This window comes from Streptomyces sp. NPDC039424, assembly GCF_055639495.1.
This window is the reverse complement of sequence record NZ_JBVKAI010000004.1, coordinates 139,065-156,785: the sequence shown is the minus strand read 5'-3', so window position 1 is coordinate 156,785 and position 17,721 is coordinate 139,065. Positions and strand designations below refer to the sequence as shown.

Below are 17,721 nucleotides of genomic sequence, written 5' to 3'. Positions count from 1 at the left end.
GCCCCACAACCGGCGGCACCGGCCCCCAGCACCTTCGCCTGGGTGCCACCGCCGCCGCGGCGGGCCGCGGCGACGGGGCCGGGGGCGGCGCGGGACCTCGTAACGCTGCCTGCCGCCGCTATGCCGTCGCCGTCTTCGAACTGGTCGAACCGGCGGAGCCCTTCTTCATCGACTTCGCCTTGCCCGCCGCGGCCGACAGGGGACGGGCGATGTCCTCCAGGGAGCGGCGTTCGGCGTTGACCGCGAGGAAGGCGGCCACCAGGCCGGCCGCGCACATCAGGGCGGCGCCGATCTGGAAGGCGAGGACCGTGTCGCCGACCTTGCCGGTGCTGGTGAGGTCGGCGAACAGCAGGGGGCCGCTGATGCCGCCGGCGGCGGTGCCGAGGGCGTAGAAGAAGGCGATGGACATCGCCCGGGTCTCCATCGGGAAGACCTCGGAGACGGTCAGGTAGGCGCTGGACGCGCCCGCGGAGGCGAAGAACAGCACCGCGCACCAGCAGGCCGTCAGGGTGGTGGCGCTCAGCGAGCCCCGGCCGAACAGCCAGGCCGTGGCGAACAGCAGCAGGCCGGAGAGCAGGTAGGTCGAGGAGATCATCACCCGGCGGCCGACCGTGTCGAAGAGCTTGCCGAGCAGCAGCGGGCCCAGGAAGTTGCCGACCGCGATGACGGCGAAGTAGTAGCCGGTGTGGTCGGCGGGGATGTCGAAGAACTTGGTGAGGATCGCGCCGAAGCCGAAGGTGATCGCGTTGTAGAGGAACGCCTGGCCGATGAAGAGGGAGAAGCCGAGCACGGCCCTCTTGCGGTAGGTGGCGAACACCGTACGGGCGATCTCGACGAAGGTGACGCTGCGGCGCTGGTGGATCTCCAGCTCGCCCTCGGGCTCGGGGAGCCGCTCGCCCTTGTCCGCCTCGACCTGCCGCTCGATGGAGGAGACGATCTCCTCGGCCTCGCGTTCCCGCCCGTGGATCAGCAGCCAGCGCGGGCTCTCGGGCACATGGCGCCGGACGAGCAGGATCACCAGGGCGAGGACGGCGCCCAGCGCGAAGGTGAGGCGCCAGCCCAGGTTCTCGGGCAGCAGACCGGTGTTGAGCGCGACGATCGACAGCAGCGAGCCGCCGACCGCGCCCAGCCAGAAGCTGCCGTTGATGACCAGGTCGACCCGGCCGCGGTACTTCGCCGGGATCAGCTCGTCGATCGCGGAGTTGATCGCCGCGTACTCTCCGCCGATGCCGAAGCCGGTCAGGAAGCGGAAGAGGAAGAACCACCAGGCCTCGGTGGAGACGGCGGTCAGGGCGGTCGCCGCGAGATACACCGCGAGGGTGATCATGAAGAGCTTCTTGCGGCCGAACCGGTCGGTCAGGCGGCCCCAGAAGAGGGCGCCGACGCAGGCACCGGCCACGTACAGCGCCGCCGCGATGCCGGTGACCTGCCCGGAGGAGATCGACAGGCCGCTGCCGGGCTCGGAGAGACGGCTCGCGATGTTGCCGACGACCGTGACCTCCAGGCCGTCGAGGATCCACACGGTTCCCAGGCCGATGACGATCGTCCAATGCCAGCGGGACCAGGGCAGGCGGTCGAGCCGGGCGGGGATGCTGGTGGTGATGGTCCGGCCGGTCGAGGCCTCGGCTGTGGTCATGGACTCCCTCCTCCTGACCTCCTCTCTCGAGGTCGGGAGACCGGGTTCCCGCGACCTTGGTCTCTACGCCCCCAGCCCCCGCGAGACGGCATAGATCAACAGGCCCACCAGCGAACCCACCACCGTGCCGTTGATGCGGATGAACTGCAGGTCACGGCCGATGTTTGCCTCGATCTTGCGGGTGGTGTGCTCGGCGTCCCAGCTCGCGACCGTGTCGGTGATCAGGGAGGTGATCTCCTTGCGGTAGGTGGTCACGACGTGCACCGCCGCGCCTTCGACCCAGCTGTCGACCTTGTCCTGGACCTTGGGCTCGGTGGCCATCCGGGAGCCCAGGGAGAGCAGGGAGGCGCGGACCCGCAGGCGCAGTTCGCTGCGCTCGTCCTCGGCCGCGGAGACGATCATGGATCGTACGTTGGTCCAGGCGGACGCGATCAGGTCCTGGACCTCGCCTCGGCCCAGCACTTCGCCCTTCAGGCGCTCCACGCGCGCGCGGGTGTCCGTGTCGGACTGCAGGTCGGAGGCGAAGTCGGTGAGGAAGCGGTCCAGGGCGCCGCGCGCGGGGTGGGAGGGCATGTCCCGCATCTCCGTGCAGAAGCGCAGCAGCTCCTTGTAGACGCGTTCGCCGACCTTCTTGTCGACGAAGCGCGGGGTCCAGCCGGGGGCGCCGCCCTGGACGGCGTCCATCACGGAGTCGGCGTGCAGCACCAGCCAGTCGTGCGCCCGCGTGACCACCAGGTCGACGACCCGTTTGTGGCCGCCGTCCGCGACGACCTTCTCCAGCATCTTGCCGATGCCCGGCGCGATCTCCTGGGCGTCGGCGCGGCGGGTGATCGCCTCGCCGACCACCGCCTGCACGTCCGAGTCGCGCAGCACGGTCAGCGCCCCGCGCAGGGCCGTGGCCAGCTCCGCCGTCACCCGGTCCGCGTGTTCCGGTTCGGCGAGCCAGGCGCCCAGCCGGCTGCCGATGCCGACGGCGCGCAGCCGCTGGCGTACGACGTCCTGGGAGAGGAAGTTCTCGCCGACGAACTCGCCCAGGGAGACGCCCAGGGCGTCCTTCTTGGTGGGGATGATCGCGGTGTGCGGGATGGGCAGGCCGAGGGGGTGGCGGAAGAGGGCGGTGACCGCGAACCAGTCGGCCATCGCGCCGACCATGCCCGCCTCGGCCGCCGCGGCGACATAGTCGGCCCAGGCGCCCGCACCCTCGTTCGAGGCCCACTTGGCGAGTACGTACACCAGTGCGACGAACAGCAGCATCCCGGTCGCCGTGAGTTTCATGCGCCGTACCCCGCGCTGCCGCTCCTCGTCCGCGGGGGTGAACGCGGTCATGGTGCGGTAGGACGTCGTGCCACTCTGTGTGGCCGGTGTTGCCGTTTCCGTACGTTCCATCTGCTCCACCCGTTCGGTGATCCCGCACACAATTGTCCCTTCCTGACCGACTAACGGAACAGAACGGGAGTTCCCGGCGTCTGTGTGGGCGGGCCTATGACGCATCATGGGCTCATCAGATCGGAGCCTTGGGCTCCCATCGCCCAAGGAGAACAACACAAGCATGACCAAGCGTCATGACGGGGGTGCGGGGATTTCCCCCACCAAGCACCGTGCCGTGCTCAGCGCGCTCGTCGCACTGGTCGTGGCCCTTTCCGCCGCCATCTACGTCGGGGTCGCGGCCGACGACGGCACCCCCAGCGGCACCCTCACCGGCAGCCGCCGCCACCAGGACACCTCCGCCGCCCCCGCCTCCACCGGCACCTGGGTCGGCACCTGGTCCGCCTCCCCGGCGGGAGCCGAGCCGGGCACCGAGACCGACGGCATGGCGGGTCGCTCGGTGCGCAACGTCGTGCACGCGAGCGCCGGAGGTACGAGTGCCCGCATCACGCTGTCCAATCTCTACGGCCAGTCGGCGCTGACCATCACCCACGCCACGATCGCGGTCGCCGTCGGTGACAACACCGCGGCGGCGGCTGCGGAAACGATGCGGCGGCTCACCTTCGGCGGCACCACCACCGTCGTGGTCCCGGCCGGCGGCCAGGCGGTGAGCGACGCGGTCCGCGTCACCATCCCGCGCGACACGGACGTCCTGGTCACCACGTACTCCCCCACCCCGTCCGGCCCGGTCACCTACCACCCGCGCGCACGCCAGGTGTCGTACCTCGCGGACGGCGACCACACGGAGGACGCCACGGCCGACTCCTACGCCGAACAGACCCCGTACTGGCGCTATCTGACGGCGCTCGACGTGCTGAGCAACGAGTCCGACGGCACCGTCGTCGCGCTCGGCGACTCCCTCACCGACGGCATCACCTCCACCGAGGGCGCCAACCACCGCTGGACGGACGTCCTGTCCGAGCGGCTGCGCACGGCCGTGGCGAGCGGCGCCGACCTGCCCCGCTACAGCGTCGTCAACCAGGGCATCAGCGGCAACCAGGTCCTCGCCAGCGGTTTCGGCCGGCCCGCCGACAACCAGAGCGGACTCGGCCGCTTCGGCCGTGACGTGCTCTCCCGGACGAACGTCAAGGTCGTCGTCATCGACCTGGGCGTCAACGACATACTCCGCAACCCTCGGCTCGCCGACCCCGCGAAGATCACCGAAGGGCTGCGTACCCTGGTCCGCCAGGCCCACGCCCGCGGCCTGAAGGTCATCGGCGCCACCCTCATGCCGTTCCAGGGCCACCGCGGCTACACGGCGGCCCGCGAGGCGGTACGGCAGCAGGTCAACGCCGAGATCCGGGCGGGCCGGGTCTATGACGCGGTGGTCGACTTCGACAAGGCCCTCCGGGACCCGTACAACCCCCGCCACCTGCGCTCCGACTACGACTCGGGCGACCATCTCCACCCCAGCGACAAGGGCTACCGGACGATGGCGGAGTGGTTCGACCTGCGGGCGCTGAAGGGGGCGGGCCAGGCGGAGCTGTAACCGCCCCGGCCCGGCGCGGGGGGTCTAGGACAGGTCCTAGTACTCCCCGCGCCCCCGTTCCAGCTTCTCCCGGCGCCGCTCCTCCTTCAGCCGCGCCCGCTCCGCCCTGGTGCGCTTGCGCTCCACGCCGACGCCGCCCATCAGGGCGAACCCGGACACGATCACCCGCGGAGCACCCGGCTCCGGCGGCACGCCGTCCTCGCGGTGGTCGAACCCGCCCATGATCCCGAAGCCGCGTACGACGACCTCCACCCCGGGCGGCACGACGACCTGCACCCCGCCCATGATCGCGACGCAGTTGATCTCCACCTCGTGGTCCGCGAAGTCCGCCTCGCGCAGGTCTATCTCCCCGCCGCCCCAGAAGGCGAAGGAAGTGAACCGCCTCGGCACCGTCCAGCGCCCCTTGCGCTGGAAGCCGGACATGACGGCGACGGCCCCCGAGGACGAGCCCTCCCCGCCGACGATCCGCCCCGACCAACCCGGGCTCGCGGCAGGCTCCTTGCGCATGGACACGGCGGGCGCGCTCCCCGTCCCGGGCACCGGCAGGTCACGGGTGACCGGCGCGAGCTCCCCGTAGGTACGCGCCTTGTAGGTCGCCTCCAGCCGCTCCTCGAACTCCTCCATGTCGAGCCGCCCTTCGGCCAGGGCGTCCCGCAGGACCTCGGCGACTCGTTCACGATCGGCGTCGGAAGCGCGCAGCTCCGGGGCATCCTCGGTCATGAAAGCAGCCTACGAGTCCCCCGGCGCCAGGGCTATGACACCGGCTCCTCCCGGTCGCCGCCCCGCTCCGCCCGCCCGGCCCGCTCCGCCTGCTCGGCGTACATCGTCGCGATCACCGCCTCGATGTCCGGCTCCCGCACCGACAGGTCCACCAGCGGGTACTCCGCCGCGATCCGCGCCACCAGCGGTGCCGCCGACTGCGAGGCGGGGAACGCCAGCCACTGCCTGGGCCCCTCCACCTTCACCACCCGTGCCGACGGCACCTCGACCGGCGGCAGCTCCCGCTCCAGGTCCACCACCAGGGTCCGCTCGCTCTCCCCGACCTCGTGCAGCCCCGCGAGCGGACCGTCGTACATCAGCCGCCCGTGGTCGATGACCATCACCCGCGAGCACAACTGCTCGATGTCCTGGAGGTCGTGCGTGGTCAGCAGGACCGTCGTGCCGCGCTCGGCGTTCAGCTCGCGCAGGAAGCCGCGCACCTTGGCCTTGGAGATGACGTCCAGACCGATGGTCGGCTCGTCGAGGTACAGCACCTCGGGATCGTGCAGCAGCGCCGCCGCGATGTCGCCGCGCATCCGCTGGCCGAGGGAGAGCTGACGGACCGGCACGTCCAACAGGTCGGACAGTTCGAGGAGTTCCACGCAGCGCTCCAGGTTTTCCTTGTAACGCCGGTCCGGGATGCGGTACATGCGGTGCATCAGGCGGTACGAGTCGACCAGCGGCAGGTCCCACCACAGCGTCGTACGCTGCCCGAACACCACCCCGATCCGGTGCGCCAGGCGGGTGCGCTCACGGGAGGGGTCGATACCGGCGACGCGCAGCCGGCCGCCGCTCGGGGTCAGGATCCCCGTCAGCATCTTGATCGTCGTCGACTTTCCTGCGCCGTTCGGGCCGATGTAGCCGACCATCTCACCGCGCGCCACACGGAAGGAGATCGAGTCGACCGCCCGTACCCGGCGCCGCTCCCGTTTCAGCAAGCCGGTCTTCTTGCGGACGTCGAAGACCTTCTCGACGCGGTCGAGTTCGATGAAGTCACGGTCCACTGCGAGGCCCGTTGCGAGGTCCATTGCGTGTCAACTCCCTGTACTCCGGTACGAGCGCAGTCCCGCCCGCCACGCCAGTCCCGCCGGCACGCAGCACGCCACCGCCACCAGTGGCGGCGCGAACGCCGTCCACTCCGGCAGCCCCAGCGGGTACGGCCGCCCCAGCACATAGGCCGCCGGCACCCAGTTGACGAAGGCCAGCGGCAGCACGAACGTCACCCCGCGCACCAGCTCCTTGCCGAACACCGTCGGCGGGTACTGCAACAGCGTCGTACCGCCGTAGGTGAACGCGGCCTGCGCCTCGGACGCGTCCTGCGCCACGAACTGGAAGGCGGCGCCCACCACGAACACCGCACTGAAGATCACCGCGCCGCTGAGCAGCATCACCGGCAGCAGCAGCACCTTGAGCGGGGTCCAGTGGACGTCCATCGCGGCGAGCGCGTAGCCCAGCACCAGCAGCCCCTGGGTGATCCGCGCGACACGGCGCAGCGCGAACCGGTCCGCGGCGACCTGCGCGAGCACCGGCGCGGGCCGCACCAGCAGCGTGTCCAGCGTGCCGTCGCGCACCCGCTTGCCCAGCCGGTCCGCCGAGCCGAGGCCCAGGTCCGCGAAACCGAAGGCCGTCGCGGACAGTCCGTAGAGGAACGCGACCTCGGGCAGCGAGTAGCCGCCGAGCACGTCGACCCGCGAGAACATCAGCAGGATCGCGACGAAGTCGAGGCCGGTCACCGCCAGCCCGCCGAGCACGGTGATCACGAAGGACAGGCGGTAGGCCATGGTCGAGCGGATCCACATCCCGGCGATCAGCCGGTAGGCCCGCAGCCCCTCCAGCACCCCGCCGGTCTCACCCACCCTGCACCACCACCCGCCGCGTCGCCACCGTCTGGAGCAGCCGCCCCGCCGCCAGCAGCACCACCGCCCACCCGCCCTGGAAGGCGTACGTCCCCCACGGACCCGCCTGCCCCATCAGGACGTCCGCGGGCAGCTGGAGCATCGCCGACCACGGCAGCATCCGTACGACCTCGCCGAGCGCCCCCGGAAAGGCGTTCAGCGGCAGCACCATCCCCGTGCAGAACATCCCGGCGATCATCATCATCTGGAGCACGCCCGTGCCGTCCAGCAGCCAGAATCCGCTGAGCGCCACCAGGAACCGGATCGCGAAGCTGACGATCATCGCGAGCAGGATCGCGACCAGGAACTGCGCCCACACCAGGGGATCGGCCGGCACCGCCATCGGGAACAGCAGCATCCCGAAGACGAAGGGGATCACCCCGCGCCCCATCAGCTGGAACAGCGACCGGCCCAGGTCACTGGCGAGCCACCACAGTTGGAGGTCGGCCGGGCGGTACAGGTCGATCGCCACGTCACCCGTACGGATGCGTTCCATGAGCTCGGTCTCGAAACCGCCGCCCTGCAGGGCCAGCGTCGCGAACAGCGCCTGCCCCACCCATACGTAGGTGACGGCCTGGGTCTGGTCGTAGCCGCCCAGATGGGGTCTCTCGTCCCACAGGGCCAGGTAGGTGTAGACGAGGATCAGCCCGAAGACGGTGTTGGTGAAGACCCCTGCCGCCGTCGCCGCGCGATACGTCGCGTACCGTCTGAACCCCCCTACCGCGACGGCCGCGTACAACCGTCCAGTGCCCACGTCGATCTACCTCCCGGGCCCTCGACACCGAAGCGCAGGAGCTTACTGCCCGGCCGGCGTGGCGATCCAGGCATTTTCCGTGCCGGACGCGTGCCGGGATCCGGGAACGGAACGCTTGGTGCGAGAGTCTTCAACTGGGGGGCAGTAGGCGTACTAGGGCGTACGGCGACGTACGACGTTACACAGGAGTCCGTGCACGACATGAGCGACGAGCCGCAGCCGCAGCAGCGACACCAGGGCGGGGCGCCGACGGAACCGCCGGCGGCTGAAGGGCCCGAGGAGCACGTGGGCAGGGAAGAGCGGGCAGAGAAGGCGGCCGGGGTGGACGAGCACGCGGGGACCGACGAGACGGGCGGTGCCGCGGCCGAGTCCGGTGCCGCCGACGAGTCCGGTGCGGTGGCTGAGGAAAGCCCGGCCGCCAAGGCAGACCCGGCGGCCAAGACCGCTGTGGAAGGGGCGGCGGACCGGCCGGCCGAGAGCACCCAGGTGCTCCGGCGCGTCCCGGCGGCCAAGGCGGGCGAGGACGCCCCGGCCGGCAAGGCGGCCGAGGGAGGCCCGGCGGCCCAGGCCGACGACAACACCCACGTCCTCCAGCGTGTCCAGGCGGCCAAGGCGGCCAAGGGCGGCGCCAAGGGTGGCCAGGCCGATCAGACGGGCCGGACGGCCCCGACCGGTGCGGCGGACAAGACAGGCGCGTCGGCCGGGGAAGGCGCGGCAGCCGAGGCCGCTCCGGCCGCCAAGTCGGTTCCGGCGGCCCGGGAGACCGAGAGCACCCAGGTGCTCCGGCGCGTCCCGGCGGCCAGGGCGGGCAAGGACGGCCAGGCCGACCGGACGGGCCGGACGGCCCCGACCGGTCCCGCGGCCAAGGCAGGTGCGGCGGCCGGGACCGGTGCGGCAGCGGGGGCGGGCGCCGCGGCGGCCAAGGCAGGCGCGGCGGCGGCGGCCAACGCGAGCGCGGCGGCCGGGGCAGGCGCGGCAGCGGCGAAGGCGGCCGGGACCGGCGCGGCGGGCGAGGCGGGCGAGAGCACTCAGGTGCTCCGCCGTGTCCAGGCGCCCAGGGCGGGCGCCGCGGCACCGGCCCAGGCCTCCGAGGAGTCGGCGGTGGCTCAGGCGGCGTCTCCCGAGGTTCCGGCCGCCTCGGCCGGGACCGGGGGGAAGAAGGGCAAGCGGCCCAAGCGGACCGGCTGGCGGCGGATCATCCCGAGCTGGCGCATGGTGCTGGGCACCTTGGTGCTCGGCATAGTGCTGATCGTCGGCCTGTTCTTCCTGGGCTACTCGATGGTGAAGATCCCGCCGGCCAACGCGCTCGCCATGAAGCAGAGCAACGTCTACCTCTACGCCGACGGCTCCCAACTGGCCCGCGACGGCGACATCAACCGGGAGAACGTCTCCCTCGCCCAGATCTCCAAGGACGCCCAGCACGCCGTCCTGGCCGCCGAGGACCGCGACTTCTACACCGAGTCGGCGGTCGACCTCAAGGCGATGCTCCGGGCCGGCTGGAACACCGCGACCGGCAAGGGCAAGCAGTCCGGCTCGACGATCACCCAGCAGTACGTGAAGAACTACTACCTGGCGCAGGAGCAGACCGTCACGCGCAAGGCCAAGGAGTTCTTCATCTCGATCAAGCTGGACCGCAACAAGACGAAGAACCAGATCCTCGAGGGCTACCTCAACACCAGCTACTTCGGCCGCAACGCGTACGGCATCCAGGCCGCCGCCCAGGCCTACTACGGCAAGGACGCCACCGACCTCGACCCGGCCCGCGCCGCCTACCTCGCCGCGCTGGTCAACGCGCCCAGCGAGTACGACGTCGTCGCCCACCCCGAGAACAAGTCGGCGGCCGTCGCCCGCTGGAACTACGTCCTGGACGGCATGGTCAAGAAGGGCTGGCTCAGCGAGTCCGAGCGGACCGGCATGAAGTTCCCCATGCCGAAGGAGCAGACGATCTCCACCGGCCTGTCCGGGCAGCGCGGCTACATCAAGAACGCCGTCGAGGACTACCTCATCGACAACAAGATCCTCACCAAGGACCAGCTCGAATCCGGCGGCTACCGCATCACGACCACCCTGCAGAAGAGCAAGCAGAACGCCTTCGTGAAGGCCGTCGACGACAAGCTGATCTCCAAGCTGGACAAGAAGAACAACAAGGTCGACAACTACGTCCGCGCGGGCGGCGCCTCGGTCGACCCCAAGACCGGCAAGGTCGTCGCGATGTACGGCGGCATCGACTACGTCAAGCAGTTCACCAACGGCGCGACGCGCGGTGACTTCCAGGTCGGCTCCACCTTCAAGCCGTTCGTGTTCACCTCGGCGGTGCAGAACGGTTCGACCACGCAGGGCGGCCAGACCATCACGCCGAACACGTACTACGACGGCACCAACCAGCGGGCCGTGCAGGGCTGGAGCGGCGGCGCCTACGCCCCGGAGAACGAGGACTCCAGGTCGTACGGCGAGATCACGGTGCGCAACGCGACCGACCTGTCGGTGAACTCGGTGTACGCGCAGATGGCCGTCGACGTCGGCCCGGCCAAGGTCAAGCAGACCGCGATCGACCTCGGCATCCCGGCCAAGACCAAGGACCTCCAGCCCTACCCGTCCATCGCCCTCGGCACGGCCACCGCCAGCGTCCTGGACATGGCGGAGGCCTACGCCACGCTCGCCAACCACGGCAAGCACGGCACGTACACGATGGTCGAGAAGATCACCAAGGAGGGCACGGAGGTCAAGCTGCCCGAGCAGCGGACCAAGCAGGCCGTCAGCCGCGAGGCCGCCGACACCACGACCTCGATCCTGCAGAGCGTGGTCCAGACGGGCACCGCGACCGCCGCCCAGGCCGCCGGCCGCCCCGCCGCGGGCAAGACCGGTACCGCGGAGGAGGACACGGCGGCCTGGTTCGCGGGCTACACGCCCGACCTCGCCACGGTCGTGTCCGTCATGGGCCAGGACCCGGTGACGGCCGCCCACAAGCCGCTGTACAACGCGCTGGGCCTCCAGCGCATCAACGGCGGCGGGGCGCCCACCGAGATCTGGGCGCAGTACACCAAGGCGGCGCTGAAGGGGAAGCCGGCCCGCGCGTTCGACCTCCAGCTGGAGTCGGGCGCCGAGGTCCAGGCCCCCAGTACGAGGGCCCCGGCCGAGCCGGGCACCGGCGGCCAGACCGACGGCGGCACCACGGCCACCGGCGGCCAGGGTGACCAGGGGCAGACCGAGGGCCAGACGGCGGGCCAGGACGACGGCGGCACGACCGGCGACCCGACGGACGGCACCACCACCGACGGCGGCACCACGGGTACGACGAACGGCGGCACCGCGGACGGCGGCACGGCCGACGGAGGCACCGCGGACGGGGGGACCGCCGACGGAGGGACCGCGGACGGAGGGACCGCCGACGGAGGCGCCACGGACGGCGGGACCGGGGGGCCGACCGACGGCGGCAACACGGCCGGCACGACGGCGGGGCCGCAGGGGGTCACCAGACGCTGGTGACCCGAGGCACGCGGAAGGGGCTGGTGACCCCGGTCACCAGCCCCCTTCTCGTCCTTCTCGTACTTCGCCGCCCTACAGGTACAGGCCCGTGGAGTCCTCCGACCCCTCGAACCGGTCGGCGGCCACCGCGTGCAGGTCGCGCTCGCGCATGAGCACGTACGCGACGCCCCGCACCTCGACCTCGGCACGGTCCTCCGGGTCGTACAGGACGCGGTCGCCCGGCTCCACGGTCCGTACGTTCTGACCGACCGCGACGACCTCGGCCCAGGCCAGCCGGCGCCCGACCGCCGCCGTGGCGGGGATCAGGATGCCGCCGCCCGAACGCCGCTCGCCCTCGCTGGTGTCCTGCCGGACGAGCACGCGGTCGTGCAGCATCCGGATGGGGAGCTTGTCGTGCTGGGTGCTCTGCTCGTTTCTGTTGGCGCTCACGCCTTCGAACCTACCTGCCTCTGCCTCGAACGGACGCCGACGGGTCAGCTCTTCCGGCGCCGGGTGCCGAGGGCGAGCAGCCCCACGACCCCGACGGCCACGAGCGCGACGGGTACGACCCGCTCCAGCCGGGGCGCGCCGTGGTCGTCCACGAACTGCGCCCTGACCTCGCTCACGGCCCGGTTGACCTGGACGTAGGCCCGGCCGAGGGTGTGGTCGATGTTGGAGACCACCTTCGCCTTGGCGTCTCCGACGATGGTCTTCGGATGCACCCGCACCCCGATCTCGTCCAGCGTCTCGGCCAGCACCTCGCGACGGCGCTTGATGTCCGCCTCGATCTGCGCCGGGGTTCTGGTGTCCGACGTCTCCGCCACCGTACGGCCTCCGAAATCTGCTGAATGCGCTTTGTGCTGGACAGTCTGTCAGCTCCCGGCCCGACCGCACCGTCAGGACCCCCGGTTACGCTAGATCGATGAGCGAGCGACTCCAGCCCGGGGACGTGGCCCCCGCCTTCACCCTTCCCGACGCCGACGGCAACGAGGTGTCCCTGGCCGACCACAAGGGCCGCAAGGTCATCGTCTACTTCTACCCCGCGGCCCTCACTCCAGGCTGCACCAAGCAGGCCTGCGACTTCACCGACAACCTGGACCTCCTGGCCGGCGCCGGCTACGACGTCATCGGCATCTCCCCCGACGCCCCCGAGAAGCTCGCGAAGTTCCGCGAGAAGGAGTCCCTCAAGGTCAAGCTCCTGGGCGACCCCGACAAGACCGCCATCGAGGCCTACGGCGCCTACGGCGAGAAGAAGAACTACGGCAAGACCTACTTCGGCGTCATCCGCTCCACCGTGATCGTCGACGAGGACGGCAAGGTCGAACGCGCCCTGTACAACGTCCGCGCGACGGGCCATGTAGCCAAGATCATCAAGGACCTGGGCATCTGAGAACGCCGCCCGGCCAGTAGCATGGCCGGGCAGCACCAGGCGGCCGTGGTGGAATTGGCAGTCACGCTGGGTTTAGGTCCCAGTGGGGTAACTCCCGTGAGGGTTCGAGTCCCTCCGGCCGCACCAGCTCCTGTCTCAGCCGAGCAGCTCCCGCACCACCGGTACCAACGCCCGGAACGCCTTCCCGCGATGGCTGATGGCGTTCTTCTCCTCGGGGGAGAGTTCCGCGCACGTGCGGGACTCGCCCTCCGGCTGCAGGATCGGGTCGTAGCCGAAGCCGCCTGTGCCGGCGGGGGCGTGGCGCAGTACGCCGCGCAGTCGGCCCTCGACCACGCGCTCCCGCCCGTCCGGCAGGGCGAGGGCCGCCGCGCAGGCGAAGTGGGCGCCGCGGTGGTCGTCGGCGATGTCGGAGAGCTGGGCCAGGAGCAGGTCGAGGTTGGCCCGGTCGTCGCCGTGGCGGCCGGACCAGCGGGCCGAGAGGATGCCGGGCGCGCCGCCGAGGACGTCGACGCAGAGGCCGGAGTCGTCGGCGACGGCGGGCAGGCCCGTGGCCCGGGCCAGGGCGTGGGCCTTCAGCAGCGCGTTCTCGGCGAAGGTGACGCCGGTTTCCTTGACGTCGGGGATGTCGGGGTAGGCGTCCGCCCCGACCAGCTCATGGCTCAGGCCTGCGTCGGCGAGGATCGCCCTCAGTTCGGTGATCTTCCCGGCGTTGCGGGTGGCGAGGATCAAGCGGGTCATGCCCACCAGTATCAGGGGACGTCAGGGGGTGCAGACCTTCGTCAGTTCGCCCGCCGCGTCCGTGACCGGGCTGATGTCCGGGGTCTCGTCGCCGTTCTTGATGGCCGTACGGACGTTGTGGACCGCCTTGTCGAGGTGGTCGACCGCCTGGTTGACGTCCGCGTTATCCGTTCTGTCGCCTATGTTCTTCAGGTTCTTCTCGATGGAGTCGAGGGAGGCGTCGGTCTGGGCCGGGTCGTTCGCCGCGTTCTCCACCGCCTGCTGGAGGTCGGTGACGCTGTCCGCGATGGAGTCGGCGGTCTGTACGCAGTCCAGGGCCTTGTCGACGGCGGAGCAGCCGGTGACCAGGCCGACGGTGAGTGCGGCGGCTGCCGTGGCGACGGCGATCGCGGTACGTCGGTGCCGGCTCGTGGTCATGGGTGGTTCCCTCCCCGTGTCAGGCCCCCGTGCGGGGCCCCGTTGCTACTCGTAGGACGCCGGGGCGGGCGGCCGGGTTGCGTACGCCGGCCTGCCCGCTTGGCGGTCCCTTTACTCGGCCGGGACCGTCTCCAGCGCCCTGCGCTGCAGCTCCGCCAGATCGGTGCAGCCGGTGACGGCCAGGTCGAGCAGGGCGTTGAGCTCCTCGCGGGCGAAGGGCTCGGCCTCGGCGGTGCCCTGGACCTCGACGAAGCGGCCGTCGCCGGTGCAGACGACGTTCATGTCGGTCTCGGCCTTGACGTCCTCCTCGTAGCAGAGGTCGAGGAGGGGGACTCCGCCCACGATGCCCACCGAGACCGCCGACACGGTGCCGGTCAGCGGCTGCCGGCCCGCCTTGACGAGCTTCCTGCGCTGCGCCCAGGCCACGGCGTCGGCCAGCGCCACGTACGCGCCGGTGATCGCCGCCGTGCGGGTGCCGCCGTCGGCCTGCAGTACGTCGCAGTCCAGGACGATGGTGTTCTCGCCGAGCGCCTTGTAGTCGATGACCGCGCGCAGGGAGCGGCCGATGAGGCGGCTGATCTCGTGGGTCCGGCCGCCGATCCGGCCCCTGACGGACTCGCGGTCGCCGCGGGTGTTGGTGGAGCGGGGCAGCATGGCGTACTCCGCGGTGACCCAGCCCTCGCCGCTGCCCTTGCGCCAGCGGGGGACGCCTTCGGTGACGGAGGCCGTGCAGAAGACCTTGGTGTCGCCGAAGGAGACGAGGACGGAGCCCTCGGCGTGCTTGCTCCAGCCGCGTTCGATGGTGACCGGGCGGAGCTGTTCGGGCGTGCGGCCGTCGATTCGAGACATGGCGATGAGCCTAGCCGCCCCTGGACAGGGGGCTCCTCCCGCCTCGGGAAGAGCCCCTCAAGGGTGAGCGGTCGCGCTCACATCATGTCTTCGATCTCCGCGGCGATCGGGTCGGCGTCGGTGCCGATGACGACCTGGATGGCGGTGCCCATCTTGACGACGCCATGGGCGCCGGCGGCCTTCAGGGCGGTGTCGTCGACCAGCGAGGGGTCGGCGACCTCGGTGCGGAGCCGGGTGATGCAGCCCTCGATCTCCTCGATGTTGTCGATGCCGCCGAGCCCGGCGACGATCTTCTCAGCCTTGCTGGCCATGTTGCGTCTCCCTGAAGTCCCTGATCCGAACCGCTTTGTCGCGGTAATCACAGTTGGCTCGACTTCGCTCGCCTTCATAGCGGATGTACCGAATGATGGCGATCGCGACAGCGGAACCGAACCGTATGTCGACTGGTCTACACCAGCTGACCGAAGGTCGCCAAGCCCGACAGACGGCGGCAGGGCAACGGGAATCGTGGGTTCCTTATGCGGACTTCATCTGCTACAACAGGTCTACACCAGTGAGTGGTGTAGACCAGAGACGCCGCCGTCCTCCCTCCCCACGCCCGGGGCGGCGCCATGCCCACTTGGAGGAAGTTGTGACCACGGCCAGCGCCGCTCCCGCGGCCGAGAAGAAGAAGGGTGCCGGCGCGATGGCTGTTCTGCAGCGCATCGGCCGCAGCCTGATGCTGCCGGTGGCGGTCCTTCCCGCCGCCGCCCTCCTGGTGCGCCTCGGCAACACCGACATGCTGGGACGCCCGTCCTTCCCCACGTTCCTGACGAAGATCGCGGGCTTCATGGCCGCCGGCGGAAACGCGATCCTCGACAACATGGCACTGCTGTTCGCGGTGGGCATCGCCATCGGCTTCGCCAAGAAGTCGGACGGCTCGACGGCGCTCGCGGCGGTCGTCGGCTACCTGGTCTTCAAGAACGTGCTGGGCACGTTCACCGACAAGAACCTGCCGAAGGTGGCGACGGCCGTCGACGGCAAGGTCGTCATGGTCGACGCGCCGGTGGACGCCAAGGTCCTCGGCGGTGTGGTGATGGGCCTCGTGGTCGCCCTGCTCTACCAGCGCTTCTACCGCACCAAGCTGCCGGACTGGGCGGGCTTCTTCGGCGGCCGGCGCCTGGTCCCCATCCTGTCGGCGTTCGCGGGTCTGGTCATCGGCATCGTCTTCGGCTACATCTGGCCGGTCCTGGGCACGGGGCTGCACAACTTCGGTGAGTGGCTGGTGAAGTCGGGCGCGGTCGGCGCCGGTATCTTCGGCGTGGCCAACCGTGCGCTGATCCCGATCGGCATGCACCACCTGCTGAACTCGTTCCCGTGGTTCCAGGCGGGCGACTACCACGGCAAGAGCGGCGACATCGCGCGCTTCCTGGCCGGTGACCCGAGCGCGGGCCAGTTCATGACCGGCTTCTTCCCGATCATGATGTTCGGTCTCCCGGCGGCCTGTCTGGCGATCGTGCACTGCGCCCGTCCGGAGCGCCGCAAGGTGGTCGGCGGCATGATGTTCTCGATCGCGCTGACGTCCTTCGTGACCGGTGTGACCGAGCCGATCGAGTTCACCTTCATGTTCATCGCGCCGGTCCTGTACGCCATCCACGCGGTGCTCACCGGTGTTTCGCTGGCGCTGACCTGGGCCCTGGGCATGAAGGACGGCTTCGGCTTCTCGGCGGGCGTGGTCGACTTCGGGCTGAACCTGGGCATCGCGACCAACCCGTGGGGGCTGGTCCTGGTGGGCCTGTGCTTCGCGGTGGTCTACTACACGGTCTTCCGCTTCGCGATCATCAGGTTCAACCTGCCGACACCGGGCCGCGAGTCCGACGAGGAACTGGCGGAGCTGCAGAAGGCGGAGGCCAAGTAAGCCCGCCCCCGCATACACGCGACGGCCCCGGAACCGAGGTGTTCCGGGGCCGTCGCGTGTGTACGGGGGGTTCAGATCTCGTACGACACCCTCGGCACCGCCAGCTCCACCGGACCGTCGAAGACCGCGCGCGCGTCGGCCAGGTTGACCTGGGGGTCGGTCCACGGCGGGATGTGGGTGAGGACCAGGCGGCGGGCGCCCGCGCGGGCCGCCGTCTCGCCTGCCTCGCGGCCGTTGAGGTGCAGGTCGGGGATGTTCTCCTTGCCGTGCGTGAACGCGGCCTCGCACAGGAACAGGTCGGTGTCCCGGGCCAGCGCGTCGAGCGCCTCGCTGACGCCCGTGTCGCCGGAGTACGTCAGGGACTTCCCGCCGTGCTCGATGCGGATGCCGTACGCCTCCACGGGGTGGCGCACCTTCTCGGTGTGCACGGTGAACGGGCCGATCTCGAAGGTGGACGGCTTGACCGTGTGGAAGTCGAAGACCTCGCTCATGGAGGAGGCGGTGGGGGTGTCGGCGTAGGCGGTGGTCAGCCGGTGTTCCGTGCCCTCGGGTCCGTAGACCGGGAGCGGATCGCAGCGGCCGCCGTCGTGCCGGTAGTAGCGCGCCACGAAGTACGCGCACATGTCGATGCAGTGATCGGCGTGCAGATGGCTGAGGAAGATCGCGTCGAGGTCGTAGAGACCGCAGTGTCGCTGCAGCTCGCCAAGGGCGCCGTTGCCCATGTCGAGCAGCAGCCGGAAGCCGTCGGCCTCGACGAGGTAGCTCGAGCAGGCCGAGTCCGCGGACGGAAACGAGCCCGAGCAGCCGACGACGGTGAGCTTCATGAAGCAGAAACCTCCGTTGGCGGGAACACCGGAAGGACCGGAAGAGCGAAGGGGGACGGGAAACGGGAGGGGGAGAAAAGGGGCCTGACGCAAGTCGTGCGGTTTGTCGAGCGTAAGGCGCAAAAGCGCCGGTCGCTCCTCCGCCAGGGGCCGTTGTGGGCGAACTCACCTGTGGTGTCACCG

Annotated in this window: 17 protein-coding genes and 1 tRNA gene; 5 read left to right on the top strand and 13 right to left on the bottom strand. The window is 70.5% G+C overall.

Features of this window, described 5'->3' with window-relative positions:
* Positions 1–118: 118 nt before the first annotated feature.
* Together ACZ7L0_RS12030 and ACZ7L0_RS12025 are read right to left on the bottom strand one after the other, a co-directional pair.
* Positions 119–1,636 carry an MFS transporter gene (locus ACZ7L0_RS12030; protein WP_471242326.1) on the bottom strand — a complete coding sequence of 506 codons (1,518 nt, stop codon included), beginning with the start codon at positions 1,634–1,636 and terminating at the stop codon, positions 119–121.
* A 63-nt stretch (positions 1,637–1,699) separates the two neighbouring features.
* Positions 1,700–3,052, bottom strand: a complete 1,353-nt coding sequence (locus tag ACZ7L0_RS12025; protein WP_471242325.1) for a DUF445 domain-containing protein — start codon at positions 3,050–3,052, stop codon at positions 1,700–1,702.
* 133 nt (positions 3,053–3,185) lie between these two features.
* Between ACZ7L0_RS12025 and ACZ7L0_RS12020 the strand changes: the two genes are divergently transcribed.
* Positions 3,186–4,550: an SGNH/GDSL hydrolase family protein gene (locus ACZ7L0_RS12020; protein ID WP_471242324.1), complete on the top strand. Its 1,365-nt coding sequence runs from the start codon at positions 3,186–3,188 to the stop codon at positions 4,548–4,550.
* Positions 4,551–4,586: 36 nt separating this feature from the next.
* Here the strand turns inward: ACZ7L0_RS12020 and ACZ7L0_RS12015 are convergent, their stop codons facing one another.
* Genes ACZ7L0_RS12015 through ACZ7L0_RS12000 form a run of 4 tightly spaced genes read right to left on the bottom strand, consistent with a single transcriptional unit; the run spans position 4,587 to position 7,958 of the window.
* Positions 4,587–5,270 (bottom strand): DUF1707 SHOCT-like domain-containing protein, encoded by a 684-nt coding sequence (locus tag ACZ7L0_RS12015; protein ID WP_471242323.1) that lies wholly within the window; start codon positions 5,268–5,270, stop codon positions 4,587–4,589.
* A 32-nt stretch (positions 5,271–5,302) separates the two neighbouring features.
* On the bottom strand, positions 5,303–6,337 hold the full coding sequence (locus ACZ7L0_RS12010; RefSeq protein WP_471242322.1) for an ABC transporter ATP-binding protein: 1,035 nt from the start codon (positions 6,335–6,337) through the stop codon (positions 5,303–5,305).
* A gap of 6 nt (positions 6,338–6,343) precedes the next feature.
* Positions 6,344–7,108, bottom strand: a complete 765-nt coding sequence (locus ACZ7L0_RS12005) for an ABC transporter permease (protein WP_471242739.1) — start codon at positions 7,106–7,108, stop codon at positions 6,344–6,346.
* A gap of 49 nt (positions 7,109–7,157) precedes the next feature.
* The gene (locus ACZ7L0_RS12000; RefSeq protein ID WP_471242321.1) at positions 7,158–7,958 is read right to left on the bottom strand and encodes an ABC transporter permease; all 801 of its coding nucleotides are present in this window, start codon (positions 7,956–7,958) and stop codon (positions 7,158–7,160) included.
* Between the two features lie 1,101 nt (positions 7,959–9,059).
* Here ACZ7L0_RS12000 and ACZ7L0_RS11995 point away from each other — a divergent pair.
* Positions 9,060–11,444 carry a transglycosylase domain-containing protein gene (locus ACZ7L0_RS11995; RefSeq protein ID WP_471242738.1) on the top strand — a complete coding sequence of 795 codons (2,385 nt, stop codon included), beginning with the start codon at positions 9,060–9,062 and terminating at the stop codon, positions 11,442–11,444.
* Positions 11,445–11,516: 72 nt separating this feature from the next.
* Here ACZ7L0_RS11995 and ACZ7L0_RS11990 read toward each other — a convergent pair whose 3' ends face one another.
* Positions 11,517–11,873, bottom strand: a complete 357-nt coding sequence (locus ACZ7L0_RS11990; RefSeq protein ID WP_471242320.1) for a GroES family chaperonin — start codon at positions 11,871–11,873, stop codon at positions 11,517–11,519.
* 44 nt (positions 11,874–11,917) lie between these two features.
* Positions 11,918–12,247, bottom strand: a complete 330-nt coding sequence (locus ACZ7L0_RS11985) for a DUF3618 domain-containing protein (RefSeq protein WP_471242319.1) — start codon at positions 12,245–12,247, stop codon at positions 11,918–11,920.
* A 98-nt stretch (positions 12,248–12,345) separates the two neighbouring features.
* On the opposite strand from ACZ7L0_RS11985, the gene bcp reads away from it, so the two are divergent.
* Positions 12,346–12,813: a thioredoxin-dependent thiol peroxidase gene (gene bcp / locus ACZ7L0_RS11980; RefSeq protein ID WP_471242318.1), complete on the top strand. Its 468-nt coding sequence runs from the start codon at positions 12,346–12,348 to the stop codon at positions 12,811–12,813.
* A 39-nt stretch (positions 12,814–12,852) separates the two neighbouring features.
* A tRNA-Leu gene (locus ACZ7L0_RS11975) sits at positions 12,853–12,939 on the top strand.
* Positions 12,940–12,948: 9 nt separating this feature from the next.
* On the opposite strand, the gene rdgB is transcribed toward ACZ7L0_RS11975, so the two are convergent.
* The 4 genes from rdgB to ACZ7L0_RS11955 form a co-directional block, all read right to left on the bottom strand.
* On the bottom strand, positions 12,949–13,551 hold the full coding sequence (rdgB, locus tag ACZ7L0_RS11970) for an RdgB/HAM1 family non-canonical purine NTP pyrophosphatase (protein ID WP_471242317.1): 603 nt from the start codon (positions 13,549–13,551) through the stop codon (positions 12,949–12,951).
* Between the two features lie 21 nt (positions 13,552–13,572).
* Entirely contained in the window at positions 13,573–13,968 is a 396-nt protein-coding gene (locus tag ACZ7L0_RS11965) for a hypothetical protein (RefSeq protein WP_471242316.1), read from the bottom strand.
* A 111-nt stretch (positions 13,969–14,079) separates the two neighbouring features.
* Positions 14,080–14,817, bottom strand: coding sequence for a ribonuclease PH (rph, locus tag ACZ7L0_RS11960; RefSeq protein ID WP_471242315.1), 738 nt, complete (start codon positions 14,815–14,817; stop codon positions 14,080–14,082).
* A gap of 77 nt (positions 14,818–14,894) precedes the next feature.
* Positions 14,895–15,128 (bottom strand): PTS sugar transporter subunit IIB, encoded by a 234-nt coding sequence (locus tag ACZ7L0_RS11955; RefSeq protein ID WP_143638465.1) that lies wholly within the window; start codon positions 15,126–15,128, stop codon positions 14,895–14,897.
* A gap of 320 nt (positions 15,129–15,448) precedes the next feature.
* Between ACZ7L0_RS11955 and ACZ7L0_RS11950 the strand changes: the two genes are divergently transcribed.
* Entirely contained in the window at positions 15,449–16,714 is a 1,266-nt protein-coding gene (locus ACZ7L0_RS11950; protein ID WP_471242314.1) for a PTS transporter subunit EIIC, read from the top strand.
* 71 nt (positions 16,715–16,785) lie between these two features.
* Here ACZ7L0_RS11950 and ACZ7L0_RS11945 read toward each other — a convergent pair whose 3' ends face one another.
* Entirely contained in the window at positions 16,786–17,538 is a 753-nt protein-coding gene (locus tag ACZ7L0_RS11945) for an MBL fold metallo-hydrolase (protein ID WP_471242313.1), read from the bottom strand.
* Positions 17,539–17,721: the final 183 nt, after the last annotated feature.

Excerpts from the sequence above, each read along its gene's own strand:
- ACZ7L0_RS12030 (WP_471242326.1), bottom strand. The coding sequence starts at position 1,636 with ATGACCACAGCCGAGGCCTCGACCGGCCGGACCATCACCACCAGCATC.
- ACZ7L0_RS12020 (WP_471242324.1), top strand. The coding sequence starts at position 3,186 with ATGACCAAGCGTCATGACGGGGGTGCGGGGATTTCCCCCACCAAGCAC.
- ACZ7L0_RS12015 (WP_471242323.1), bottom strand. The coding sequence starts at position 5,270 with ATGACCGAGGATGCCCCGGAGCTGCGCGCTTCCGACGCCGATCGTGAA.
- ACZ7L0_RS12010 (WP_471242322.1), bottom strand. The coding sequence starts at position 6,337 with ATGGACCTCGCAACGGGCCTCGCAGTGGACCGTGACTTCATCGAACTC.
- ACZ7L0_RS12005 (WP_471242739.1), bottom strand. The coding sequence starts at position 7,108 with ATGTGGATCCGCTCGACCATGGCCTACCGCCTGTCCTTCGTGATCACC.
- bcp (WP_471242318.1), top strand. The coding sequence starts at position 12,346 with ATGAGCGAGCGACTCCAGCCCGGGGACGTGGCCCCCGCCTTCACCCTT.
- rdgB (WP_471242317.1), bottom strand. The coding sequence starts at position 13,551 with ATGACCCGCTTGATCCTCGCCACCCGCAACGCCGGGAAGATCACCGAA.
- ACZ7L0_RS11965 (WP_471242316.1), bottom strand. The coding sequence starts at position 13,968 with ATGACCACGAGCCGGCACCGACGTACCGCGATCGCCGTCGCCACGGCA.
- rph (WP_471242315.1), bottom strand. The coding sequence starts at position 14,817 with ATGTCTCGAATCGACGGCCGCACGCCCGAACAGCTCCGCCCGGTCACC.
- ACZ7L0_RS11955 (WP_143638465.1), bottom strand. The coding sequence starts at position 15,128 with ATGGCCAGCAAGGCTGAGAAGATCGTCGCCGGGCTCGGCGGCATCGAC.
- ACZ7L0_RS11945 (WP_471242313.1), bottom strand. The coding sequence starts at position 17,538 with ATGAAGCTCACCGTCGTCGGCTGCTCGGGCTCGTTTCCGTCCGCGGAC.